The sequence below is a fragment of the bacterium genome (assembly GCA_016716565.1).
Lineage (GTDB): Bacteria > Bacteroidota > Ignavibacteria > Ignavibacteriales > Ignavibacteriaceae > IGN2.
This window is the reverse complement of sequence record JADJWC010000001.1, coordinates 330,169-349,834: the sequence shown is the minus strand read 5'-3', so window position 1 is coordinate 349,834 and position 19,666 is coordinate 330,169. Positions and strand designations below refer to the sequence as shown.

Here is a 19,666-nt window from a genome sequence, read left to right as displayed (position 1 = left end):
ATATCTTTTCACTATTGCTTTGGTTTAGAAACAGGCTGGGTTCCAGTTGTTTTCCCGACTTTAATACTATCCTTTGAAAAACTACGGGGTTCTACTGAGAAGTTATCACTGACTGCTCTTTCGGGGTAAGTATCAACAATAATTTTATGCAGCTCGGTACTGTTTGAAATTGACTGAGCAAGTTTTTTCATCTCTCCAACATTGCCCTTTGTCTTCTCGACGATCATATCCATAATTTGAATACGCAATTCTGAATCTGAAGATATCTTAACCATCCAGTCATCAGCCTGCTCAATCATTGATGCTTTTCGGTTGTCCACCTGAACTTGAGCAGATAATGGAAATGAAAGAAGTAGCGCGAATAGAATTAGATTTTTCATTTGTTTTTCCTTTTTAAGTGCACTATAGATTACAACAATTTATGCACTGTAATCAATAGCCCGAAAGGATGAAAAAAGGATTACTTCTTTTGGTTGGGAAAAGCTATTCTTCGAATAGAGAGATGGCTTTTGTTGCAGAGTCTATCTTTTTTGAATCATGCAGATACTTTGCAATCTGAACTCGCGTGCTCAGCGCAAGTTTTTCAAGAATATTATGAACATGACTTTTTACCGTGTACGTGGAAAGATGAAGCTCCTGGGCAATCTCTTTATTCGTATAACCTTCCGAAATCAATTCTATTACTTGTTTCTCGCGCTTTGTCATTCTAACAGACTCTATAATCTCGGAAGGTTTTGATCCATTTATTGCATTTTCAACTATCTGCGAAAAAAGTGACCCTGTTAAATTGGGCGGCAAAACCTGATTGCCTTTTATAACAGACCGGATTGTCTTAAGAAATTCATTAACTGTGGCATCTTTTAATATAAATCCGGAAACACCGGCTTGTACAAATTCAAGAACATCGGCTTGCAGGGGGATAAGATCCATAACAATAATTTTGGAAGAGAAAGAATTCTTCTTGATTAATTTTACTAAATTCAAACTGCTTCGGCTCCGGAGTCCAAGATCAAGTAGTAAAACATCGGGCTTATATTTTCCCATAATTGCCAAAATGTTTTCGCCGTTTCCAACAGTCTCAACAACTTGCATATCTGGCTGTTTTTTAAGCATAACTGCAAGCCCCTCACGTAGCAGACGATTATCTTCTATAAGCAGTATTCTTATTTTTTTCATTTAAATAAGACTTGCCTCTGTGTGCTGATAACAATTGTCAAACTATAAATCATCAAAATTATAAATAGTAAAAAATGCTTTTCAATTATTGGGTTAAATATATAAAAAACATGTTTTTTTCATCAAATTCTTTGATGTTAAGCGTGTGTCTCAGTAGTCTGATACTTTACATTTATTGTTTTACTTCTTCACGTAAAACTCGCCGCGCGTATATGCCCGGTGAATTATTGACATTTTCTTCCCCGATTTTTTATAGCCGTTAGCAGTCATCAAAGAGGCAATCATAGCACCGATTAATTGTTTAACTCTAGCTGTGAACTGAAATCCCTTTTTCTTTCTGGCTTCATTATAGCATAGTTCAGCAACGCTTGTAACTGCCGGCATTCTGTATTCTGTTAGAACCATTGCCTGTATAAATGTTTCTGGCTTCATCACAATATCGAAAAGAAATTTTCCTTCTCCTGTCGCAAGTCCGGCGAACTGGGGGTAAGCTGCTGAAAATTCTTTAAGCTCGGGGATGAATATTTCCTTTGTATAAGTTTTTTTCTTCATATCTGTACCTGCTGTTTTGTCAATTCCTTTATTAACAGGTGCAATATATGTAAGTGATGTATAAGTATCACATCCATATTTTTTGATCTTAGCGAATTGTAAAATAAGTGTAAAACCTCTTCCGGATGTATTAATAATCTTTTATCTGAAGCTCAACATCTCTATTATGGCCTGACAATTCAGACTAATTGCATTTATCTGATCTGCTGTGATGATTTGTTCATTTATAAAGTAGAGGGTTGATCGAAATGAATCTAAGGCTCAAAGAAAAGGCTGATATTAAAAGCCTTATTTATATTTTAATTACAACAACTTTGTTTATTGTACAGTGGGTGTGGATTGGGGTTAATCCGTTTCTATACACCTGGTTTTTATTTATGTCAGTTTCGGTTGCAGTTATGACTCACAACCATAACCATCTTCCAATGTGGCGATCAAAAATAATGAACGTGCTTACAGATTGGTGGCTGACCGTTTTTTATGGTTTCCCGATTTTTGCATGGATCCCGACTCACAATAAAAATCACCATCGTTATAACAACCGCGAAGGCGATGACTCCATTACGTACAGGGTTAGTGAAAAAAATAATTTTCTAACTCTTATTTCATATCCAACTATCAGCGGGTATTACCAGCAAAGGGCGATAATGGCTTATCTAAAGGAGATGAAAGCTAACAACAGAGAAAAATTCTGGATAAGTATTTCACAATATTTTGTTCTTGGTATATGGATCGCGGCCACACTTTTAATCGATTGGGAGAAAGCATTACTCTTTGTAATAATTCCTCAGCAAGTATCTCTTTTCAGCGTTCTGATATTTAATTATGTGCAGCACGTTCACGCTGATGAAGAATCCGAGTGGAATCATTCCAGAAATTTTACAGGCTTCTTAAATTTTCTATTATTCAATAACGGATACCACACTATCCACCATCACAAAGCAGGACTTCACTGGTACAAATCTCCTGCTGCACACAAAGAAATTGAAAAAAACATAAACCCTCTTCTTCTTGAAAGAAGCTTTTGGTGGTATATTTTTAGAAGTTATTTTTTATCAGTCTTCATTCCCAAACACCGCACAAATTCAATGAGACTGGAAAGAATTAGGCAAACCGAATTGGCATTTGTCAAGGCTGAGGCTAAAGTTTCCAGCATTGTTGGATGAAAAGGAATTTATTATGATTAGAGGCAGTTAGAGAGTAATGAATTCTTAACCAAGATATTCTTTGAGCTTGTGGCTTCTTTTGGAGGACCTGAGTTTTCTGAGGGCTTTCTCTTTGATTTGTCTTATTCGTTCCCTTGTCAGATTGAATCTCTCTCCAATTTCTTCCAATGTTGCTTTCTGGTTGCTTCCAATTCCGAATGAAAGCCGTATTACTTCTGCTTCCCGTGTGTCAAGCATTGATAACATATTTTCAACTTCTTTTTTAAGAGAGTCGTGCATCAATTCTGCGTCCGGCATCGGAAGCTCTTCGTTATATAAAACATCCATCAGTGTGGATTTGTTCTCATCGCCGCTGCTTAGGGGGGCATCAACTGAAACCTGTCTGCTTGCAATCTGAAGAATGTACGCAACTTCATCAGCGGAGATTTCAAGAATTTTAGCCAGTTCTTCCGTAGTTGGCTTTCTCTCAAGTTCCTGTTCAAGATCTCTGTAAACTTTGCTGAGCCTGCTTAAATTTCCAACACGGTTAAGCGGAAGCCGAACCACCCTTGACTGATCAGCTATGGCGGACATTATTCCCTGTCTTACCCACCAGACTGCATAAGAAATAAACTTAAATCCTCTTGTCTCATCAAAACGCTGGGCGGCTTTCACAAGACCAATGTTGCCTTCATTAATCAAATCACCAAGAGAGAGACCTTGGTTCTGGTACATTTTTGCAACTGAAACTACAAAACGAAGATTAGCTCTCACTAATCTGTCTTTAGCTTCCATATCACCATTGCGTATTTTGATGGCTAGTTCAACTTCTTCTTCAGATGAAATGAGTTCATATTTCCCTATTTCCTGAAAATACTGGTCTAATGATTTGTTTTCTCGGTTTGTTAATTGACGCGTTAATTTCAATACGATTTTTCTTTTCTGAATTAATTCACAAATGGATTATTGAGGAAATATTCAACGGTAAGTCAATAGTGCGCTGTTTAATTTCTTCTCGTTGCAATATACCGAAATAAAGATTCTTTTAATATCATTTTATGAGCGCATTCGCCTTGCAACTCTATGATAATAAACCTATGTTGCGGTCGTTCTGCGAAATAAAACTAAGATAAGAGAAATACTTCTCACAGTCCCCCTCTTTTATTCCTATATTTATTTACAGATTCAAAAATACCGGCAGGGATTTATTCATTGTCTGATGCCGGAGTAAAACTTATTACCATTCAATTTAAAGGAGTATAAAATGAATATCTACGTAGGCAATCTAGCACAAGATGTTAAAGATGAAGAATTAAAAGATCTTTTCGCTCAGCACGGAAGAGTTGATAGTGTAAAAATTATCCGTGATATGTTCACACAGACATCCAAAGGCTTTGGGTTTGTTGAAATGCCCGGAAAAGCAGAGGCTCAAAAAGCTTTGACCGAATTAAACACATTTGAATTTAAAGGGAAGAAAATTATTGTTAACGAAGCAAGGCCGCAGAGAGAAAGAGGCGGCGGCGGTAGAAGAAGATAATTACTAATTTTCTGTGAGGAATTTAAGCTGCGGTTCTACTGCGGCTTTTTATTTATTGTTTCAATACCCGCAATCGTAATTACCCTTAAACAAAACCAGGAGTTGATAATGAAAATATTTGTCGGAAATTTATCTCGCGATGTAAATGAACAGGAACTCACAACACTATTTGCAGAGCATGGAAGTGTTAGTAATGTCCGTATAGCTCGGGATATTTCTAACCAGATGTCCAGGGGATTTGCTTTTGTGGAAATGGTTCGAAAGGTTGAGGGTAAAAAGGCGTTAAAATCCCTGAATGATTTTGAACTCAGGGGAAAGAGAATAATTGTTAACGAAGCAAAACAGGGGCGCGATAGAAATAGTGCGGGCGGCGGAAAAAATTTTGGCAGAAGGTGATAATTTATTAATTCATTCTCAATTGTTTATCAATTTTCCTCGAACATGTATCCCGCACCACGGATACTTTTGAAATAAACCGGATTTGCAGGATCGACTTCAAAATACTTTCTCAGTCTTGCAATAAAAATATCTACTGTTCGGGTTTCAATATCGGCATTGAGATGCCATACATTCTCCAATAGTTCTTTCCTTGTAACAATTTGTCCTTTTCTCTCAATCAGATATTTTAAGAGCATCGCTTCCTGAGGTGTAAGTCGTATTTCCTCTTTTCCGTTATGGCAAATCAAAGATTCAAAATTGATTTTATTTGAACCGAAGTTATAAACAGATTGGTTTTCGTATGAGTGCTTGTACCAGGCTTTACGCTTTAACATTCCCTTCACCCGAAGTAAAAGTTCCTGCAAATGGAAAGGCTTTGTCATATAATCATCTGCGCCTTTCTCAAGTCCCTTCACTTTATCACCGGATTCAGTTTTTGCTGTAAGCATCAGAATTGGTATTTGCGGGTCGGATTTACGAATTGTTGCGGAAACTTCAAAACCATTAAGATACGGAAGCATTATATCGAGAATTATCAAATCGAATTTTTCTTTTTTAAATAGTTCAACCGCTTCTCTTCCGTTCTTTGCCCACTGAACAATGTATCCTTCTTCAGATAAATTATATTCTAATCCGACTGCAAGAGTTTCTTCATCTTCAACCAGTAAAATTCTGCTGCCTTTAAAATCATCTGTCATAGCATTCCATACTCTGCTTTATTTTTCAGTAACTAAAAATCTCTTTAATTGCCTTTTGCTGAGCGCATCGTACGCTGGTAATTCAATTTTAAACGTTGAACCTTTGTTTTCCCCCTCACTCGAAACTGAGATTTTCCCGCCATGTGCTTTAATAATTTCTCTGACTCTGTAAAGCCCGAGTCCGGTGCCTTTTACATTGGGGATCTCTTTGTTGTAAATTCTGTAAAACTTGTTGAATATTTTTTTCTGCTCTTTTGAAGTTATTCCTATGCCGTTATCAGTAAAATCAATTAAAACTTTTTTGCTGTTGCAGTTTATTGACACATCGATTTTTGTTGTCTTTGTCGAATACTTCACAGCATTGTCAACAAGATTATCGAACACAACTTTTAATGCCTCTCCCGATGCAGCTATCTGACAGTTTGTGTCTCCGGTAATGATGCAGGATTCTTTCTCAACACGAAATTTTTCACAGGCTTCTTCTATTAGTTCCTTCACAACTACAAATGCCTTAAACACCTGGAAATCCTGCGCAAGTTTTTTCTTTTCCTGTGCCGATATTTCAAGGATTGAATTAATGAGTCGCTGCAGGCGATCAGTATCCTTTATCATAAGATCAACAAACTGTTTGGCTTTTTCTGGCGAAACATTTCTGTGCTTCAATGTTTCAAGATATAATTGAATGGAAGAAAGAGGTGATTTAAGTTCGTGCGTGACGTTGCCGATAAAGTTGTCATAGAGTTCTGTTATTCTCAGTTGGACATTAAGATGCCGGAATATTAATGATGTTGTAAAAGATAAACCGATGAGAAGTACTAATCCGAGTATGAATGGAAGTGCATTTTGAACGTCGTATATCAGCTGCGGTGAAACCTGGTCGCCGACTTTTTCAAAGACAATATAGTTTGAAACATACCAGTAAATCCATATTCCTAATAAAGACAGCCAGACAAGCTGTGCGATTATAAAAATCAGGATGTGATAAAAAAGAGAGTGTTTCCCTCTCATAATAGCAATACCTTTGGTACTACATAATTAATTATACCTGAAGTAAATATCATTCATTTGTAATAGAAGTTCAAATCAGCGGACTCAACATTTACAATTCTTTTACAGTATCGCTTAAAAATTTTATGCATAATTCGTTTGTGGTTTAATAAAAATAAATCAGAGCGCCTTATGAAAATACTTTTAGTTTACCCTGAAACACCATCGTCATTCTGGAGCTTTAAAGATGCCCTAAAGTTTGTAGCAAAAAAAGTTGCTGAGCCACCTCTTGGTTTAATTACGGTTGCAGCATTGCTGCCGGAGGATTGGGAGAAAAAACTTATCGATATGAATATTTCAAAACTTGAAGATAAGCAAGTTCTCTGGGCAGATTATGTTTTTCTCAGCGGGATGAATATTCAGATAAAATCATTCAGAGAAGTTATACGACGTTGCAATTCTCTCGGAGTAAAAATTGTGGTCGGCGGCCCGCTTGCAACTACCCAGCATCAGGATTTTCAGGGAGTTGATCATTTTATTTTAAATGAAGCCGAAATTACTCTTCCTCTTTTTCTGGAAGATTTAAAGAACGGAAATCCGAAACACGTTTACTCCTCTCAAGAATTTCCTGATATAACTAAATCACCGGCGCCATTGTGGGAATTGCTCAACATAAAAAAATATGCTTCGCTATCATTGCAGTATTCAAGAGGGTGTCCGTACGATTGCGATTTCTGCAGTATAACAATGCTCAATGGCAGAAATCCGAGAACTAAAACAGAAGTGCAATTCATTGGTGAGCTTGAAAGAATTTACGAGCTTGGTTACCGCGGACCAATTTCTGTGGTTGACGATAACTTTATTGGCAACAAAAGAAAATTAAAGGATGATCTTCTTCCGCAACTAATTGAATGGTCAAAGAAGAAAAAGTATCCGTTCAGTTTTATTACAGAAGTAACAGTAAATCTCGCTGATGATGAAGTGTTAATGGATATGATGACTGAAGCAGGATTCAACAGCATCTTTGTTGGGATAGAAACACCAAGCAGTGAGAGCCTGATAGAATGCGGAAAGTCACACAATCTGAAACGAAATCTTGTTGAATCTGTTTTAAAACTTCAGGAAAAAGGATTTATTGTTTCCGGTGGTTTTATTGTCGGTTTCGACAGCGATACCCCGAATGTTTTCCAGGATCAGATTGACTTTATTCAAAAAAGTGGAATCGTTTCAGCGATGGTCGGATTGCTAAACGCTCCAAGCGGAACAAAACTTTTCAAAAAACTTCAGAATGAAAACAGGCTTCTCGATGTCTTCAGTGGAAACAATATGGATGGTCAAATGAATTTTATCCCGAAGATGAATTACCGGGAGCTTATGAATGGTTACTCTAAAATTATAAAGACAATTTATTCACAAAAAGAATATTATCTCCGCGTCAGACACTTTCTGAATAATTACAGGCTCCCGTCATGGAACAAGAATAAAATCAAGCTGAAAGAAGTGCGTGCATTTATGATGCTACTATGGCTTCTGGGAACTCTGGAAAAAGGGAAAAAGTATTTCTGGAAGTTGGTTGCTTTCAGTCTGTTCAGACATCCCAATAAATTCCCAATTGCGATGACGATGGCTGTATATGGATATCATTACAGAAGAATTGCTGCAAAAATTTAGTTTTACTTTGACAGCTTTGATGAATGATTCTAATTTAAATTCTCTGACCGACCAGGGAAATGAGTTCGACAAGACTCTATAAGCACTTCCCCCAAAAGCTAAAATTGTCTGCCCATCATTAAAAAAATCCGAATATAATATAATAATGGTATCGCGCCGTACTGATAATTAGTTTTCTCCCAGCAATTAGAAAGGAATTATAAAATGAAAAAGGCATTGATAATAGTACAGAACAAAGACAATACGACCAGAAAATTCGGACAGGAGATTGCAGATTTTCTGCTTAACAGAGGTCTAGCTGCCGAGCTTATTCCAATCAACAGCTTTGAGCCAAAAAAGCTTGAAGGGGCTGATTATCTGTTATTGAGCGGCTGGAGCAACGGAATTTTATTTTCACGAACAGATAATGAATGGGTGAACTTTGTAAAGCGTCTGCCAACCCTTAATGGGATTAAAACTGCACTTTTTGCAACCTATAAAATCTTCCCTGGCAGTATGCTCAGAATTATGAAAAGATATCTTCGCGAAAAAACAGATAATTTATCCTTCACATTAAAGTCGAGCGACGGAACTCTTTCTGTATCCGATAAGCTGGATCTGAATGATTTTATAAGATAAATTTTTACGCAATAATTACTCAGTCAGAGAATATGTTAGTTAGTAAAAATCCCCGTTAAGGCGGGGATTTTCTCTTTAAATTTTTCGGGCACTAAAATTTTCCTTTCTTTAATTTTTCCTTCCTCTCTTCACTAATAAATAGCAAAATGTATGAACACAAATTAAATTACTGTTGAAAAAAATAACCTCACATTAAAAGGAGCAAACAATGAAAACATTATTGACATTGTTATTTGCGCTTCTTGTTGTGAATATTCCAAAAGCACAAGTAACTGAGTTCCCCGCTGAGAAAAAATCTGTTATTGTTGATAATCTTACCGTCGGGATCAAATCAGAAAACACAGGTCTCCATACCAGTTCAGCATTGGTAATATTTGATCTGATTAACGAGTCATATCTTCAAAGCAGCGATGCAACGGGTGCAATGATTCCTCTTCTAAAATTATTAAAAGAAGGAAAAACAGACGAAGAAAGAATCGCAGCAGCTGTTGCACTTTACCAGCTTGGTAATCCAATCGGTATTTACAAATTGCGCGGCGTTGCTGTTTTTGATGACAACGAAAGAGTTGCGAACATCTGTAAAAATCTATACGTTACTTATCACAAACTACACGGGACTGAATATTTAGTAAGTCTCTGATTTGCAGGAAAAGATTTTTTTAAAGCTGATGCGGCCGGGATGTTTATCCGGCTGCTTTCTATTTGAAGGTGATTCTGACTTGTTGTTTTTAGATTATTAGTAACTTCATTTTGATTTATTCTTCTTCTCGATTTCTACAACTTTATTCCGGCTGTAATCCATTACCCCAATCATTAACCCGGCTGTAGTGATTGCGGCTCCAATAATTTGGTAAACCGTTACTTCTCTTCCGAATAATAGCATGATGAATGGAAGTATCGCCAGGTAGACGTTTGTATATGGAACCCAAAAATGAGCGGCGAATCTAGATAAATTAAAGAAGCCAAAACTGTATACATATCCTGTTAATCCAGCTGCTATTACAAATAAAATCGGCAGCCAGTTGCCGGGTAATATATTTCCTTCAAATAAAGAAAAGAACCTGTGGTACTCCGAAGATTTAATTATTGACTTAATTGTTTCTTCCTCTTCGGGAGAAATATTATTTTTGAGAACGTATTCATCTTTTTCAATTTTATAGAAATCGAGAAGTGTTTCTTTGCTGCCTGCATCTGTTTTTTCCAGAATTCTGCCCTCAAATTCTTTTGCTTCAATTCTTGCCGGCATATTTGCATCCATAACATTTGCAATCAAAGGCATTATAAATAGCGCAGAAGTAATAAAGATCATCTTCCAAATTTCTCTCCAGAAAACAAGTGCATTGGGTCCCACTCCGGGTAAAGCTGTCTGAACAGTTTTATTATTTAAAATGTGTTGAGATAGGAGACATCCATTAATAATCAATATCCAGATTATCGCAGTGTCATCAAAAATATTTTTTGAATTTCCACTCATTCCAAGAATAAATGGAAAGTAAGGAATTGAAAGTCCGGTTATCACAAGAAAAATTCCGAACCAATGTTCTTTTCTGATTGGTGCATTGAATAAAAGTTTTCCCCAAAACGGTAGTAAAGCAAGATAAAGGCTTACATATGGTGCGTAAACATGCGGAGGATAATATCTTGGTAAATAAAAGAATCCGATATTCTCAATTACACCGGTGAATGCACAGATTATAATTGTTACCAGCGACACCGAACCTGGCCACAGGAACTTAACCTTTTTCCCGCGAATTACTTCAATTATAATTGCAACGGTCGCCCAGGCAAGTTTTGAAATCTCCCTCCACCATGTCATTACGCCGGGAGAGATATCAATTTTTTTACCTCCGGTGAAATCCGGCTGGTTCCCCATCCAGTTAAGAAGATATTGCCCTCCAAGACCACCGTTAATAATTAGCAGCCATACAATTAGAACTATCCATTCCAAAGAAGGTAATTCCCCTTTTTATTTTTTACTAAAAATTGTTGGTATATCAGTTAAGTTCTTTCAACCAATTCTGTGCAAATGTTCTTCCGGCATTGGTTGTTTCTTTGCCTGCCCTGTAACATAATTTCCAGAGATTATTTTTTCTCTCGTATTCTTGTTTAACAAAAAGAGTTCTGTTCTTATCTATTGCTGTCTGAGCACTAAAATCTAGATCTTTTGTTTGGTCAAGAAACGATTCGAGCCAGTTTTTGATTAATGGCTTTGGATTGTTCGCTGGATATTTTGCTTCCCAGTCGGCGATATCTTTTTTATGCGCTTCCATCTGCTGATCGTAAGCCATTTTTGAATACTCATCCATTTGAGGACTGAACATCGGGTTATCCGGATTATCAATATCCTTCAGCTGTTGTTCAAGCATTTTGATTGTTTCATCAAACATTGCCTGTTGATCTGCCGGGGCCTGGGATTTGGAGACTTTCATTTCTTCTAAACTTTTTTGCATATCCGCTTTATATTCTTTTTTAAGCTCCGCAGCTGTTTTGGGCTTTTCGGGCGGAGTTGGTTTTCTTTGCTCACGATATTCATTATATCGTTTCTTGAATTCCTCGGTTTTGGTAAAATCCTTTACGTAATTGCCAACGACTTCAACCTTCGAAGCTCTGTCATTCAATGCTACACTTTTTAATTCTTTTATTCCTGGAAGATAGAACGATGCAGAAGATATATCAGAAAAGATGGTGTTCTTTGCATTGTCTTCAGAAAGTTTTATTGTTTGCAAGAGAGTTTTTGCTCTGTCGTCGATTAATTTACCTGCATAAAAGACTGAAGCAAGAATAAGCAATGAAAGGATAAAAAAGTACTTTTTCACACAACCTCCGTTTATTGATAATAAAAATTTTTCTTCCTGATGAAAAATTCATAAAAGTATTTTGATTTGCAAAATCCTGGTTGACAACAAAATGCAGATCAGTTTCTTTTACAAATTTTTAACATTGAAAACGGATACTCAAATCTAATATTATCCTTTTGTCCAAATTCAATTCCACCGAGGCATTTTGGGGATTATCTTTCCTTCGTAACAAAAATAAAAACAAAAGGAGTGCACCATGAAAAGGCATACTATACTTTTCGCGGTTTTCTTGTTCCTGCTTTTCTCTTTCCAGATTCTCCCACAGGAAACAGCAAATCCGAATTCTTCCGAAATGGAAGCTTGTTTTAAAACGCTTCAACAAGGACTGGCTTCTGACAATCTTGGAGTGCAGGCGGGTTGTGCATATATGGTTGGCGAACTATGCTGTCAGAGAAGTGTTGTTTGTTTATTGAAATTATTGCGCAGTTCCCCGTCTGAGGAATTAAGAATCCTCGCTGCATTATCTCTTTACAAGATCGGAGACTCCCGCGGAATATATGCAATCAAGCAGGCAATACGTTTTGATGAGAGCGAAAGAGTCAGTCGATTATGTGAAAAATTCTACCGGGCGTATTTACAAAATAATGTTGCGTCCGAAATGCTGGTGGCAGCAAAATAACATATTTTCTTTCAGATATTCTGGCTAAGTTTTGTTTGATTTTTTTAGCCGGAATTTTCTGAAGAATGATTAAAAAGATTTTATCGATAGTATTCAGTTATACTCTTTTGGGACTGTTGTGTTTTTCTTTTGCGCAGACACAGCCGTGGAAAAAGTTGCAGTCACCTGTAACCGGAACTCTGCGGTTTCTCTCATTTGCAGATAGCCTCAACGGATGGGCTGCCGGCGAAGCCGGAACTATTATTCGAACAGCGGATGGTGGAGATAGCTGGGAAATTCAAAACAGTACCCTCCAAACTTTTATAATGGATATTTTCTTCGCTGATAAAAATTACGGCTGGGCATTAACTATTCGTGATGTGTTCCCCTTTAATTCAGTTTTGCTGAAAACTACGGATGGTGGTAATGAGTGGGTAGCAAACAACCTTCCCGATTCGCTGGGAATAGTTAGAACAATTTTTTTCTTTGATTCGCTCAGTGGTTTCGCCGGCGGTTCTGATATTTTGTACACATCTGATGGTGGAGACACGTGGACAGAAGTAGAAATTGATTCGAATATGGTTTCAGATTTCCCAATTCACAAGTTTAAGTTTTTTAACCGTCAGTTTGGTTATGCCTGCGGTGGGCGAATTGATGTAGCCGGGGTTGTCTGGAAAACAACAAATTACGGATTGAACTGGGTTGCGAGGGGAATTAGTGTTGACGAAATCTTCGACATTTTCATACTTGATTCACTGAACGCAATAACACTTTCAGGAGATCCCGAAGGATTCTTCCCCATCGCAAATATTAAAACCACTGATGCCGGGGAAACCTGGAATTTTCAGGAACTTTCATTTTTCGGACTCTCATTTGCAATTGATTTCAGAACTTACAACGAAGGATGGTCAGCTTCCGGTTATAAATTTTTACGTACAACTGATCATGGCAATTCCTGGAATGAATTTGAAACTCCCGATAGCACCACTATCTATGATTTGCAATTTACTGATGCGAGAAACGGTTTTGCTGCCGGAGAGAACGGGACCATTATAAAATACACTTCTCCACCTGATACCTCAATCTATACTCCCAATGAAATTGTGCTCAATCAGAATTTTCCAAACCCGTTTCATTCCAAAACATTAATAAGTTATGAACTCCCTGAAAATGGAGAAATAATTTTGAAGATCTTTGATATTCTCGGGAAGGAAGTTGCCGTGCTCGTTAATGATTACAAGCCAGCTGGTAAATATGAAATTGAATTCGACGCCCACAGTCATTCCGGCGATGTCCGGAACCTGCCTGCCGGTAGGCAAGGTCTGGCATCCGGAATCTATTTTTATCAAATGAGAGTCGGAGAATTCGTGCAAACAAAAAAGATGGTGTATTTAAAATAAAAATTCCCGCCTCTTCAATTAAAGAAACGGGGATTGGACCTCCTTATAAATTTTCACTTAAGCAAAATCATTTTATTCGCTTTAGAAAATTCATTGGCGGATAATTTATAATAATAAATCCCGCTTGATAGTTTCTCGGCATTCCACTCATACGTATAATTTCCCGCATTCAGTTCCTCCGAAACAAGCGTTGATATTTTTTCTCCCAGTGTATTAAACACTTCAAGCTTTACAAATGATTGTTCAGGAATTGAGAACTGAATTGTTGTACTTGGGTTAAATGGATTGGGATAGTTTTGTTCAAGTCGACATTCTAAAGGAACTTGATTTTCGACTTCCTTAATATCCGTTGTAAAGTCTGTGTAAAGTGCTATCATATTCGAGTACTTATCACCAGCGTGAGTAAACTGTCCTCCCACAAATAATCCTTCAGGAGTGGCTTTGAGTGAATAGACCGTCGCAGTGGCTATAAAATTATTTGCCTGGTGAATTCCTTTTCCCAATGGCTGCCAATCAGAACCATCCCACTTTGCAATTGAAAATGCCGCGTCTCCTCCAGCAATTGTAAATTGTCCACCGGCATAAATATCATCACCATTAACCAGAATTGCTCTTACCTGTCCATTCAGTCCATCACCTAATGCAGACCACTGTGAACCATTCCATATTGCAATATTATTTGCAGGGATTGAGCCTGCCATTGTAAAATTTCCTCCGACAATTAATTCATTGTTTCTAACTGCCAGTGCATACACAGCAGAACTTCCAGAACTTACGCTGACACCACCTCCAACATCGAACCAATTACTTCCATCCCATCTTGCCAGACCATTAACCGAAACGGTTCCTCCGTTAATTAATGTAAATGAACCACCGGCATATAAATCATTTCCTATGTTTGCCATCGCATTGCACAAGACACCTCCATTTGCGAGCGGATGCCAGGATACACCATCCCATCTTGCAATAAAAGTAGCGGGAACTCCGCCGGCATTAAAAAAATTACCGCTGGCATAAATATCCGTTCCTATCGCATGAATTGTCTGCACAGTATTATCTGGACTCGTTCCAAGTGCTGACCATGAATTCCCGTCCCAGGCCGCAATATAATTTGCATTCGATCCGCCCATACTGGTAAAATATCCGCCGGCATAAAGCTTATTATCGTTAACCAACAAATCATTAACAAAAAAGAATGGAGTTTGAGATCCTCCTCCAACATCTGACCAGGTATCCCCATCGAATTGTGCCAATCCCTGTATTCTTTTATCCCCGGCCGTAGAAAAATTCCCTGCAACAAAAAGTTTCGAATCATACCATTCAAGGTTACTTACAAACATAGTTGTTGTCCAGTAGTGATCGCCCATTCCATTTCCTAGTCCCGACCATGATGTTCCATCCCATTCATAAATTCCATTACCGAGGAGGTAATTTGGATTTTGAAATTCAAACCTTGTAGTATAAAGAACATACGGGTCGTGCATGGCAATATCATAAGTATCCCCTGATTGATAAAATGGCTCGTCACCTAAAGCTTCCCAGGCAGAACCATTCCATTTGGCAATAAGGCTGGCGGCTGGTCCGGCGTCGGTTCTAAAATCTCCTATTGCAAAAACTTCAGCATTAGTAGTTGCAATAAGCTTCTGAACTGCCAGATCAGAACCGCTGCCCATAGCTTCCCAGCTACCAGCGCCATCCTTCTGAACAATATAATCTCCGGGCCAACCATTAACTGAGTGAAACCCACCTCCTATAAAAATTTTTTCACCCACCACATCGATTGTGCTTACATTCCCAATTGTCCAGATAATATCAAGATCCTGCCAATCATCTGGAGTTGCAGCGGTATTATAAAGAGCCGCAAAGTAAGCAATCGTTCCGCCGGCAATTGTAAAATCTCCACCGACATAAACTCCCGTATTTCCAATTGCAATTGATCGAACTCTGCCATTAACACCATTTCCTCCTCCTGATCCTAACAGTGCAGACCAGTTGTTTCCATCCCATTTAGCAATATGATACGCTGTAATGCCTCCGGCCATTGTTAAATCACCTCCGGCATATAAATTAAAATTTCCGTCGGTTTCCAAAGCATAGACAGCACCATTAACACCTGTGCCTACTGCACTCCATTGTGAACCGTCCCATCTGGCAAGATATTGAATATTAGCAGTGTTAAGTGTAGTAAAGTTGCCTCCAATATAAATATCAGTCCCGACCACACACATATCTAAAATGAATTCAGAATTAAAATCATTTATATGACCGGGACCTTCGAGACGCCAGCCAACACCGTCCCAAAATGCAAGCAGATAAGATTCAAATTCGCCTTGTTCATTTGGCAGCTCAAAATTTCCAGCAAATACCATGGTTGTGGAATTATAAGGAGCAACAACTCTTGCTCTGTTAAACAGGCCTGGATATCCAAACTGATAGCTCCAGTAAACATCATCAGGATGATACATAAAATTTTGTTGTGCATCCATGGTAATGCAATGTAGCATTGCCAGAATGATAATGATTGGCAGATAGATTTTTCTTTTACCGGCAGGTAGGTTGAAAAAATAATTATAAAAAAACTTTACCAAAGTTTTCATATTGTCTCCTTAATATTTTTATTTCTTTTTACTTTAATAGAATCATTTTCATCATTTCAAAAAATTTATTTGTGCTAAGTCTGTAGAAATATATTCCACTCGGCAGATCTTCTGCGCTCCATTCATAATTATATACCCCTGCGTTCAACTCCTCGGCAACAAGCGTTGAAACTTTTTCTCCAAGTGTGTTAAACACTTCAAGTTTTACAAATGATCGTTCCGGAAGTGAGAACTGAATTGTTGTGGTTGGATTGAATGGATTGGGATAGTTTTGTTCAAGTCTAAAAGTATTGGGGAAAGTTTTTTCTTCTTTTTCTACACCTGTTGAAACATCCCTTTTAAATATTCCCGAGCCTAAAGTACCAACGTAATTAGTTGCCGTAGTATCACCGAGGCCAAATCGCCTGCCCATTTCTAAGAAAAAAGCATCGTCAGGAAGATTCTCTTCTTCTTCAAAAATGCAGTTTGATTCATCATTTATTTTAAACATTTCCCGCTCAGTAATTACTGAGATTGAAATGCCGTCTGTATAATTTAATGCGGCTATGTCTTTTACTAATCCGCCTTGCTGAAATCCAATGTTAAATGGATTCCAGCTCCCATCTTGATTGTTTGAATAAAAGTTGCCATTTGCATCAGCAGCAAGCATCTCTTTAATGCAATCAAAAACACTTGGAAACCCGGTTCTATCTACGGTTTCTACAGAGGTAATGTCATTTGGTAATCCGACATTGTACGGAAAATAGGATATACCTAAGTCTGAAGATTTATATACTCCTTGGCCCTGAAGTCCATTTTCGTTAGCTGTTGCTACATATATATTATCTTCCAGGTCAACTGCAATATCAAGAGAATAAAAAACATTTGCGCCAATTTGTATTGATTGATAAGAAACACCGTCGTCTGTTGATTTGGAAATGAAGGAGCCGCCACCCAGGAAAATATTTCCAAGTGAATTAACTACCATTGTTTTTCCAAAAGCAGATGTCAAGTTCCAATCTGCTCCACCATTTATTGATCTGTAAACGCCATTTTGATGCAAAGCGAAAAATGTGTTAGTTATTGGATGCTGGTATAAGCCGTAAAACCAGCCGTTTGGAATAGATAAACTGAGATTGAACCAATTCAAGCCGCCATCGTTCGAACTGAAAACTCCACTATGCCGTGTAGATACGTTGATGACTCCAGCGGTTGTGCTAATATTAGTAATTGCTGTTGCCGGCATACCGGTAACTTCCAGGTTCCAATTAAAACCATTATCGGTTGAGACGTAATTCCCCGGACCCTGAGTTCCGATCATTAATGAATTTGGATCGATTTCTACAACTGAAGAAATTAATGCGCTGGTTGGTGAGTTATAAGTGTTCCAGCTATTACCTTGGTCAGTGGAGTTTAATATTTTATCGCCCACTACATAAATGTCACCATTATTCTTCAACAGCACATCAACATAAAGCCCGCTTGGCAGTGAAAGCTCAACCCAGCTTGCACCCGAATTTAAGGAGCGATACAATTCATTTTGTGTAAGTGCGTGAATTTCTGCCGCCCCAACATTTTCAGTTTCTTCCGCAGACGCAAAGTCCCAAACGATACCATCATTCAAATTAATTCCACTGTTCGCAGCTTCCCAGTTTGCACCGTCATCACTTGAACGAAATACACCTGCACCATTTGTCCCTGCAAAGATGTAATCTCCCGATAAACCAAGTGAATAAATTGATGTGTTCGTAATTCCGTTGTTTGCCGAGGTAAATGTGTTCCCATTATCCGTTGATCGATATACCCCATTGAAAGTTCCTATAAAAATATCTCCGTTGCTTTTAATTAGAATATCATTAATGGTGCGTGTGGAAACTGAATTTACGAGTCTCTCCCATGATAATCCATCATTTGTGGAAAGATAAAGTCCTCGTAAATCTGTTCCGGCAAAAATGTGATTGTTTGAGTTGACAGCTAATGACCTGACATCTTCATTTCTATAACCAGTAAATAACTGTTCCCAATTTTGCCCAGCATCAGAAGTTCTAAATATCCCCCCATATGCATTACCCGATATAATTCTGCCTTGGTTATCTTTTATTAAGCAGCGAATGTACCCGCCATATGGACCAATAGATTCCCATTGTGATAAAACAGGATTCGTAAATAAAATCATTAGTAAAATGAGGTAAATAATTTTCATAGTGTTTCCGCTTCATTAAGTGTTTATATTAAAACTATCGACTTACTATTAAGCCGGAAAGTTTATCCGGAGGGATTTTTATCAGATGAGAGGGAATTGATTTCTAGGGCGGCACCTGATAACTATATAAAATTTGACTAACCTTCTAGAAAGAAAATTACAAGAAGTATTTATTTAGTTAGGCTGGCTTTAAATTAGCAAGAAAAAGCTTAATTCAAAACATGGTTAATTTATACTGTAAATTTTTAATGGTTAACAAATGCTATTCATATATGTGCTCTTTATTTAAAAATTGGAGGGATCTTTTTCTAAGCAAATACAAAATATTTTATCCGGTTTCATTGTTTATATCAAAATATTATTTGCAGGTACTCATTAAAAATTGTAATTGTTATTGCTTGCCGCTTAAATTTAATAGTCATTTTAATTTTTACGTTGATTCTCACTAAGGAGCTATAATGAAAAAAGGGCCAAAGGATTTTCCTAAAAAAACTACTGCCTTCCTAAACAAACTTTCTAAGAACAATAACCGTGAATGGTTTGAAGCCAACCGTGATCTTTACAATTCTGATTTTCTTGAACCTTGCATTCAGTTTGTTGTTGAAATGGGTGATAAGCTTCAGGATATTGATCCTGATATTGTAGCAATCCCGAAAGTTGATAAATCTATTTTCCGTTTGCACAGAGATGTCCGGTTCAGCAAAGATAAAACACCGTATAAAACAAATGCGGGTTTGTATTTCTGGAACGGCAAAATGAAAAAGATGGATGCCAGTGGATTTTACTTTCATCTTGAGCCGAAACTTTTTGGGGTCGGACTTGGAATTTATATGTTTCCGCCTCACCTTCTTAAAAAATATCGTGATGTTGTTTCAAATTCCGTTTCGGCAAAGGAGCTTCACCAAATTGTAAGAACGCTGGAGAAGAAAGGATATACAATCGGCGGAAAAAAATTTAAGAAAACTCCGAAGGGCTACGGTGCAAATACACTTTATCCCGGCTATTTGTTGTATGAAGGAATTTATGCATGGTTTGAAAGTTCTAATTTGAAAATAATCGGCGGCGGGAAAGCGGTAGACATTATTTACAAAATATTCAAGGACATGCTTCCGTTGCATAAGTGGCTGGTGAAAAATTTATTTTAAAAATTGATTTCCTATTTTCAAAATTGAAAAGCCCCGGATATCCGGGGCTTTCTAATTGATAAGT

Annotated in this window: 19 protein-coding genes; 9 read left to right on the top strand and 10 right to left on the bottom strand. The window is 37.6% G+C overall.

Annotated elements, in window-relative coordinates:
• Positions 1-11: 11 nt before the first annotated feature.
• The 3 genes from IPM14_01615 to IPM14_01605 form a co-directional block, all read right to left on the bottom strand.
• Positions 12-380, bottom strand: coding sequence for a hypothetical protein (locus IPM14_01615; protein ID MBK9096820.1), 369 nt, complete (start codon positions 378-380; stop codon positions 12-14).
• A 103-nt stretch (positions 381-483) separates the two neighbouring features.
• Positions 484-1,176, bottom strand: coding sequence for a response regulator transcription factor (locus tag IPM14_01610; GenBank protein MBK9096819.1), 693 nt, complete (start codon positions 1,174-1,176; stop codon positions 484-486).
• Between the two features lie 180 nt (positions 1,177-1,356).
• On the bottom strand, positions 1,357-1,728 hold the full coding sequence (locus IPM14_01605) for a hypothetical protein (GenBank protein ID MBK9096818.1): 372 nt from the start codon (positions 1,726-1,728) through the stop codon (positions 1,357-1,359).
• A gap of 248 nt (positions 1,729-1,976) precedes the next feature.
• On the opposite strand from IPM14_01605, the gene IPM14_01600 reads away from it, so the two are divergent.
• Positions 1,977-2,894 (top strand): fatty acid desaturase, encoded by a 918-nt coding sequence (locus tag IPM14_01600; GenBank protein ID MBK9096817.1) that lies wholly within the window; start codon positions 1,977-1,979, stop codon positions 2,892-2,894.
• Positions 2,895-2,939: 45 nt separating this feature from the next.
• Here IPM14_01600 and IPM14_01595 read toward each other — a convergent pair whose 3' ends face one another.
• The gene (locus IPM14_01595) at positions 2,940-3,800 is read right to left on the bottom strand and encodes a sigma-70 family RNA polymerase sigma factor (GenBank protein ID MBK9096816.1); all 861 of its coding nucleotides are present in this window, start codon (positions 3,798-3,800) and stop codon (positions 2,940-2,942) included.
• Between the two features lie 337 nt (positions 3,801-4,137).
• Between IPM14_01595 and IPM14_01590 the strand changes: the two genes are divergently transcribed.
• Both IPM14_01590 and IPM14_01585 read left to right on the top strand, forming a co-directional pair.
• Positions 4,138-4,410 (top strand): RNA-binding protein, encoded by a 273-nt coding sequence (locus IPM14_01590; GenBank protein MBK9096815.1) that lies wholly within the window; start codon positions 4,138-4,140, stop codon positions 4,408-4,410.
• 108 nt (positions 4,411-4,518) lie between these two features.
• Entirely contained in the window at positions 4,519-4,806 is a 288-nt protein-coding gene (locus tag IPM14_01585; protein MBK9096814.1) for an RNA-binding protein, read from the top strand.
• Positions 4,807-4,835: 29 nt separating this feature from the next.
• Here the strand turns inward: IPM14_01585 and IPM14_01580 are convergent, their stop codons facing one another.
• Both IPM14_01580 and IPM14_01575 read right to left on the bottom strand, forming a co-directional pair.
• Positions 4,836-5,546, bottom strand: coding sequence for a response regulator transcription factor (locus tag IPM14_01580; GenBank protein ID MBK9096813.1), 711 nt, complete (start codon positions 5,544-5,546; stop codon positions 4,836-4,838).
• Positions 5,547-5,564: 18 nt separating this feature from the next.
• On the bottom strand, positions 5,565-6,554 hold the full coding sequence (locus IPM14_01575; protein ID MBK9096812.1) for a HAMP domain-containing histidine kinase: 990 nt from the start codon (positions 6,552-6,554) through the stop codon (positions 5,565-5,567).
• A gap of 171 nt (positions 6,555-6,725) precedes the next feature.
• Between IPM14_01575 and IPM14_01570 the strand changes: the two genes are divergently transcribed.
• The 3 genes from IPM14_01570 to IPM14_01560 all read left to right on the top strand — a co-directional run bounded on the left by IPM14_01570 (position 6,726) and on the right by IPM14_01560 (position 9,462).
• Positions 6,726-8,204, top strand: coding sequence for a DUF4070 domain-containing protein (locus tag IPM14_01570; GenBank protein MBK9096811.1), 1,479 nt, complete (start codon positions 6,726-6,728; stop codon positions 8,202-8,204).
• Positions 8,205-8,408: 204 nt separating this feature from the next.
• Positions 8,409-8,822: a flavodoxin family protein gene (locus IPM14_01565; protein MBK9096810.1), complete on the top strand. Its 414-nt coding sequence runs from the start codon at positions 8,409-8,411 to the stop codon at positions 8,820-8,822.
• Positions 8,823-9,030: 208 nt separating this feature from the next.
• On the top strand, positions 9,031-9,462 hold the full coding sequence (locus IPM14_01560) for a hypothetical protein (GenBank protein MBK9096809.1): 432 nt from the start codon (positions 9,031-9,033) through the stop codon (positions 9,460-9,462).
• 105 nt (positions 9,463-9,567) lie between these two features.
• Here the strand turns inward: IPM14_01560 and IPM14_01555 are convergent, their stop codons facing one another.
• Together IPM14_01555 and IPM14_01550 are read right to left on the bottom strand one after the other, a co-directional pair.
• Entirely contained in the window at positions 9,568-10,770 is a 1,203-nt protein-coding gene (locus IPM14_01555) for a hypothetical protein (protein MBK9096808.1), read from the bottom strand.
• A gap of 46 nt (positions 10,771-10,816) precedes the next feature.
• Complete coding sequence (locus IPM14_01550; GenBank protein ID MBK9096807.1) at positions 10,817-11,638, bottom strand: hypothetical protein; 822 nt, start codon at positions 11,636-11,638, stop codon at positions 10,817-10,819.
• Positions 11,639-11,876: 238 nt separating this feature from the next.
• Between IPM14_01550 and IPM14_01545 the strand changes: the two genes are divergently transcribed.
• The gene (locus IPM14_01545; GenBank protein ID MBK9096806.1) at positions 11,877-12,299 is read left to right on the top strand and encodes a HEAT repeat domain-containing protein; all 423 of its coding nucleotides are present in this window, start codon (positions 11,877-11,879) and stop codon (positions 12,297-12,299) included.
• Positions 12,300-12,364: 65 nt separating this feature from the next.
• On the top strand, positions 12,365-13,678 hold the full coding sequence (locus IPM14_01540; protein MBK9096805.1) for a T9SS type A sorting domain-containing protein: 1,314 nt from the start codon (positions 12,365-12,367) through the stop codon (positions 13,676-13,678).
• Positions 13,679-13,731: 53 nt separating this feature from the next.
• On the opposite strand, the gene IPM14_01535 is transcribed toward IPM14_01540, so the two are convergent.
• Both IPM14_01535 and IPM14_01530 read right to left on the bottom strand, forming a co-directional pair.
• Positions 13,732-16,275, bottom strand: a complete 2,544-nt coding sequence (locus IPM14_01535; GenBank protein ID MBK9096804.1) for a T9SS type A sorting domain-containing protein — start codon at positions 16,273-16,275, stop codon at positions 13,732-13,734.
• Positions 16,276-16,303: 28 nt separating this feature from the next.
• Positions 16,304-18,457 (bottom strand): T9SS type A sorting domain-containing protein, encoded by a 2,154-nt coding sequence (locus IPM14_01530; GenBank protein ID MBK9096803.1) that lies wholly within the window; start codon positions 18,455-18,457, stop codon positions 16,304-16,306.
• A gap of 458 nt (positions 18,458-18,915) precedes the next feature.
• Between IPM14_01530 and IPM14_01525 the strand changes: the two genes are divergently transcribed.
• Positions 18,916-19,602, top strand: a complete 687-nt coding sequence (locus tag IPM14_01525) for a DUF2461 domain-containing protein (protein ID MBK9096802.1) — start codon at positions 18,916-18,918, stop codon at positions 19,600-19,602.
• Positions 19,603-19,666: the final 64 nt, after the last annotated feature.

Excerpts from the sequence above, each read along its gene's own strand:
- IPM14_01615 (MBK9096820.1), bottom strand. The coding sequence starts at position 380 with ATGAAAAATCTAATTCTATTCGCGCTACTTCTTTCATTTCCATTATCT.
- IPM14_01610 (MBK9096819.1), bottom strand. The coding sequence starts at position 1,176 with ATGAAAAAAATAAGAATACTGCTTATAGAAGATAATCGTCTGCTACGT.
- IPM14_01605 (MBK9096818.1), bottom strand. The coding sequence starts at position 1,728 with ATGAAGAAAAAAACTTATACAAAGGAAATATTCATCCCCGAGCTTAAA.
- IPM14_01600 (MBK9096817.1), top strand. The coding sequence starts at position 1,977 with ATGAATCTAAGGCTCAAAGAAAAGGCTGATATTAAAAGCCTTATTTAT.
- IPM14_01590 (MBK9096815.1), top strand. The coding sequence starts at position 4,138 with ATGAATATCTACGTAGGCAATCTAGCACAAGATGTTAAAGATGAAGAA.
- IPM14_01585 (MBK9096814.1), top strand. The coding sequence starts at position 4,519 with ATGAAAATATTTGTCGGAAATTTATCTCGCGATGTAAATGAACAGGAA.
- IPM14_01580 (MBK9096813.1), bottom strand. The coding sequence starts at position 5,546 with ATGACAGATGATTTTAAAGGCAGCAGAATTTTACTGGTTGAAGATGAA.
- IPM14_01575 (MBK9096812.1), bottom strand. The coding sequence starts at position 6,554 with ATGAGAGGGAAACACTCTCTTTTTTATCACATCCTGATTTTTATAATC.
- IPM14_01570 (MBK9096811.1), top strand. The coding sequence starts at position 6,726 with ATGAAAATACTTTTAGTTTACCCTGAAACACCATCGTCATTCTGGAGC.
- IPM14_01565 (MBK9096810.1), top strand. The coding sequence starts at position 8,409 with ATGAAAAAGGCATTGATAATAGTACAGAACAAAGACAATACGACCAGA.
- IPM14_01560 (MBK9096809.1), top strand. The coding sequence starts at position 9,031 with ATGAAAACATTATTGACATTGTTATTTGCGCTTCTTGTTGTGAATATT.
- IPM14_01545 (MBK9096806.1), top strand. The coding sequence starts at position 11,877 with ATGAAAAGGCATACTATACTTTTCGCGGTTTTCTTGTTCCTGCTTTTC.
- IPM14_01540 (MBK9096805.1), top strand. The coding sequence starts at position 12,365 with ATGATTAAAAAGATTTTATCGATAGTATTCAGTTATACTCTTTTGGGA.
- IPM14_01535 (MBK9096804.1), bottom strand. The coding sequence starts at position 16,275 with ATGAAAACTTTGGTAAAGTTTTTTTATAATTATTTTTTCAACCTACCT.
- IPM14_01530 (MBK9096803.1), bottom strand. The coding sequence starts at position 18,457 with ATGAAAATTATTTACCTCATTTTACTAATGATTTTATTTACGAATCCT.
- IPM14_01525 (MBK9096802.1), top strand. The coding sequence starts at position 18,916 with ATGAAAAAAGGGCCAAAGGATTTTCCTAAAAAAACTACTGCCTTCCTA.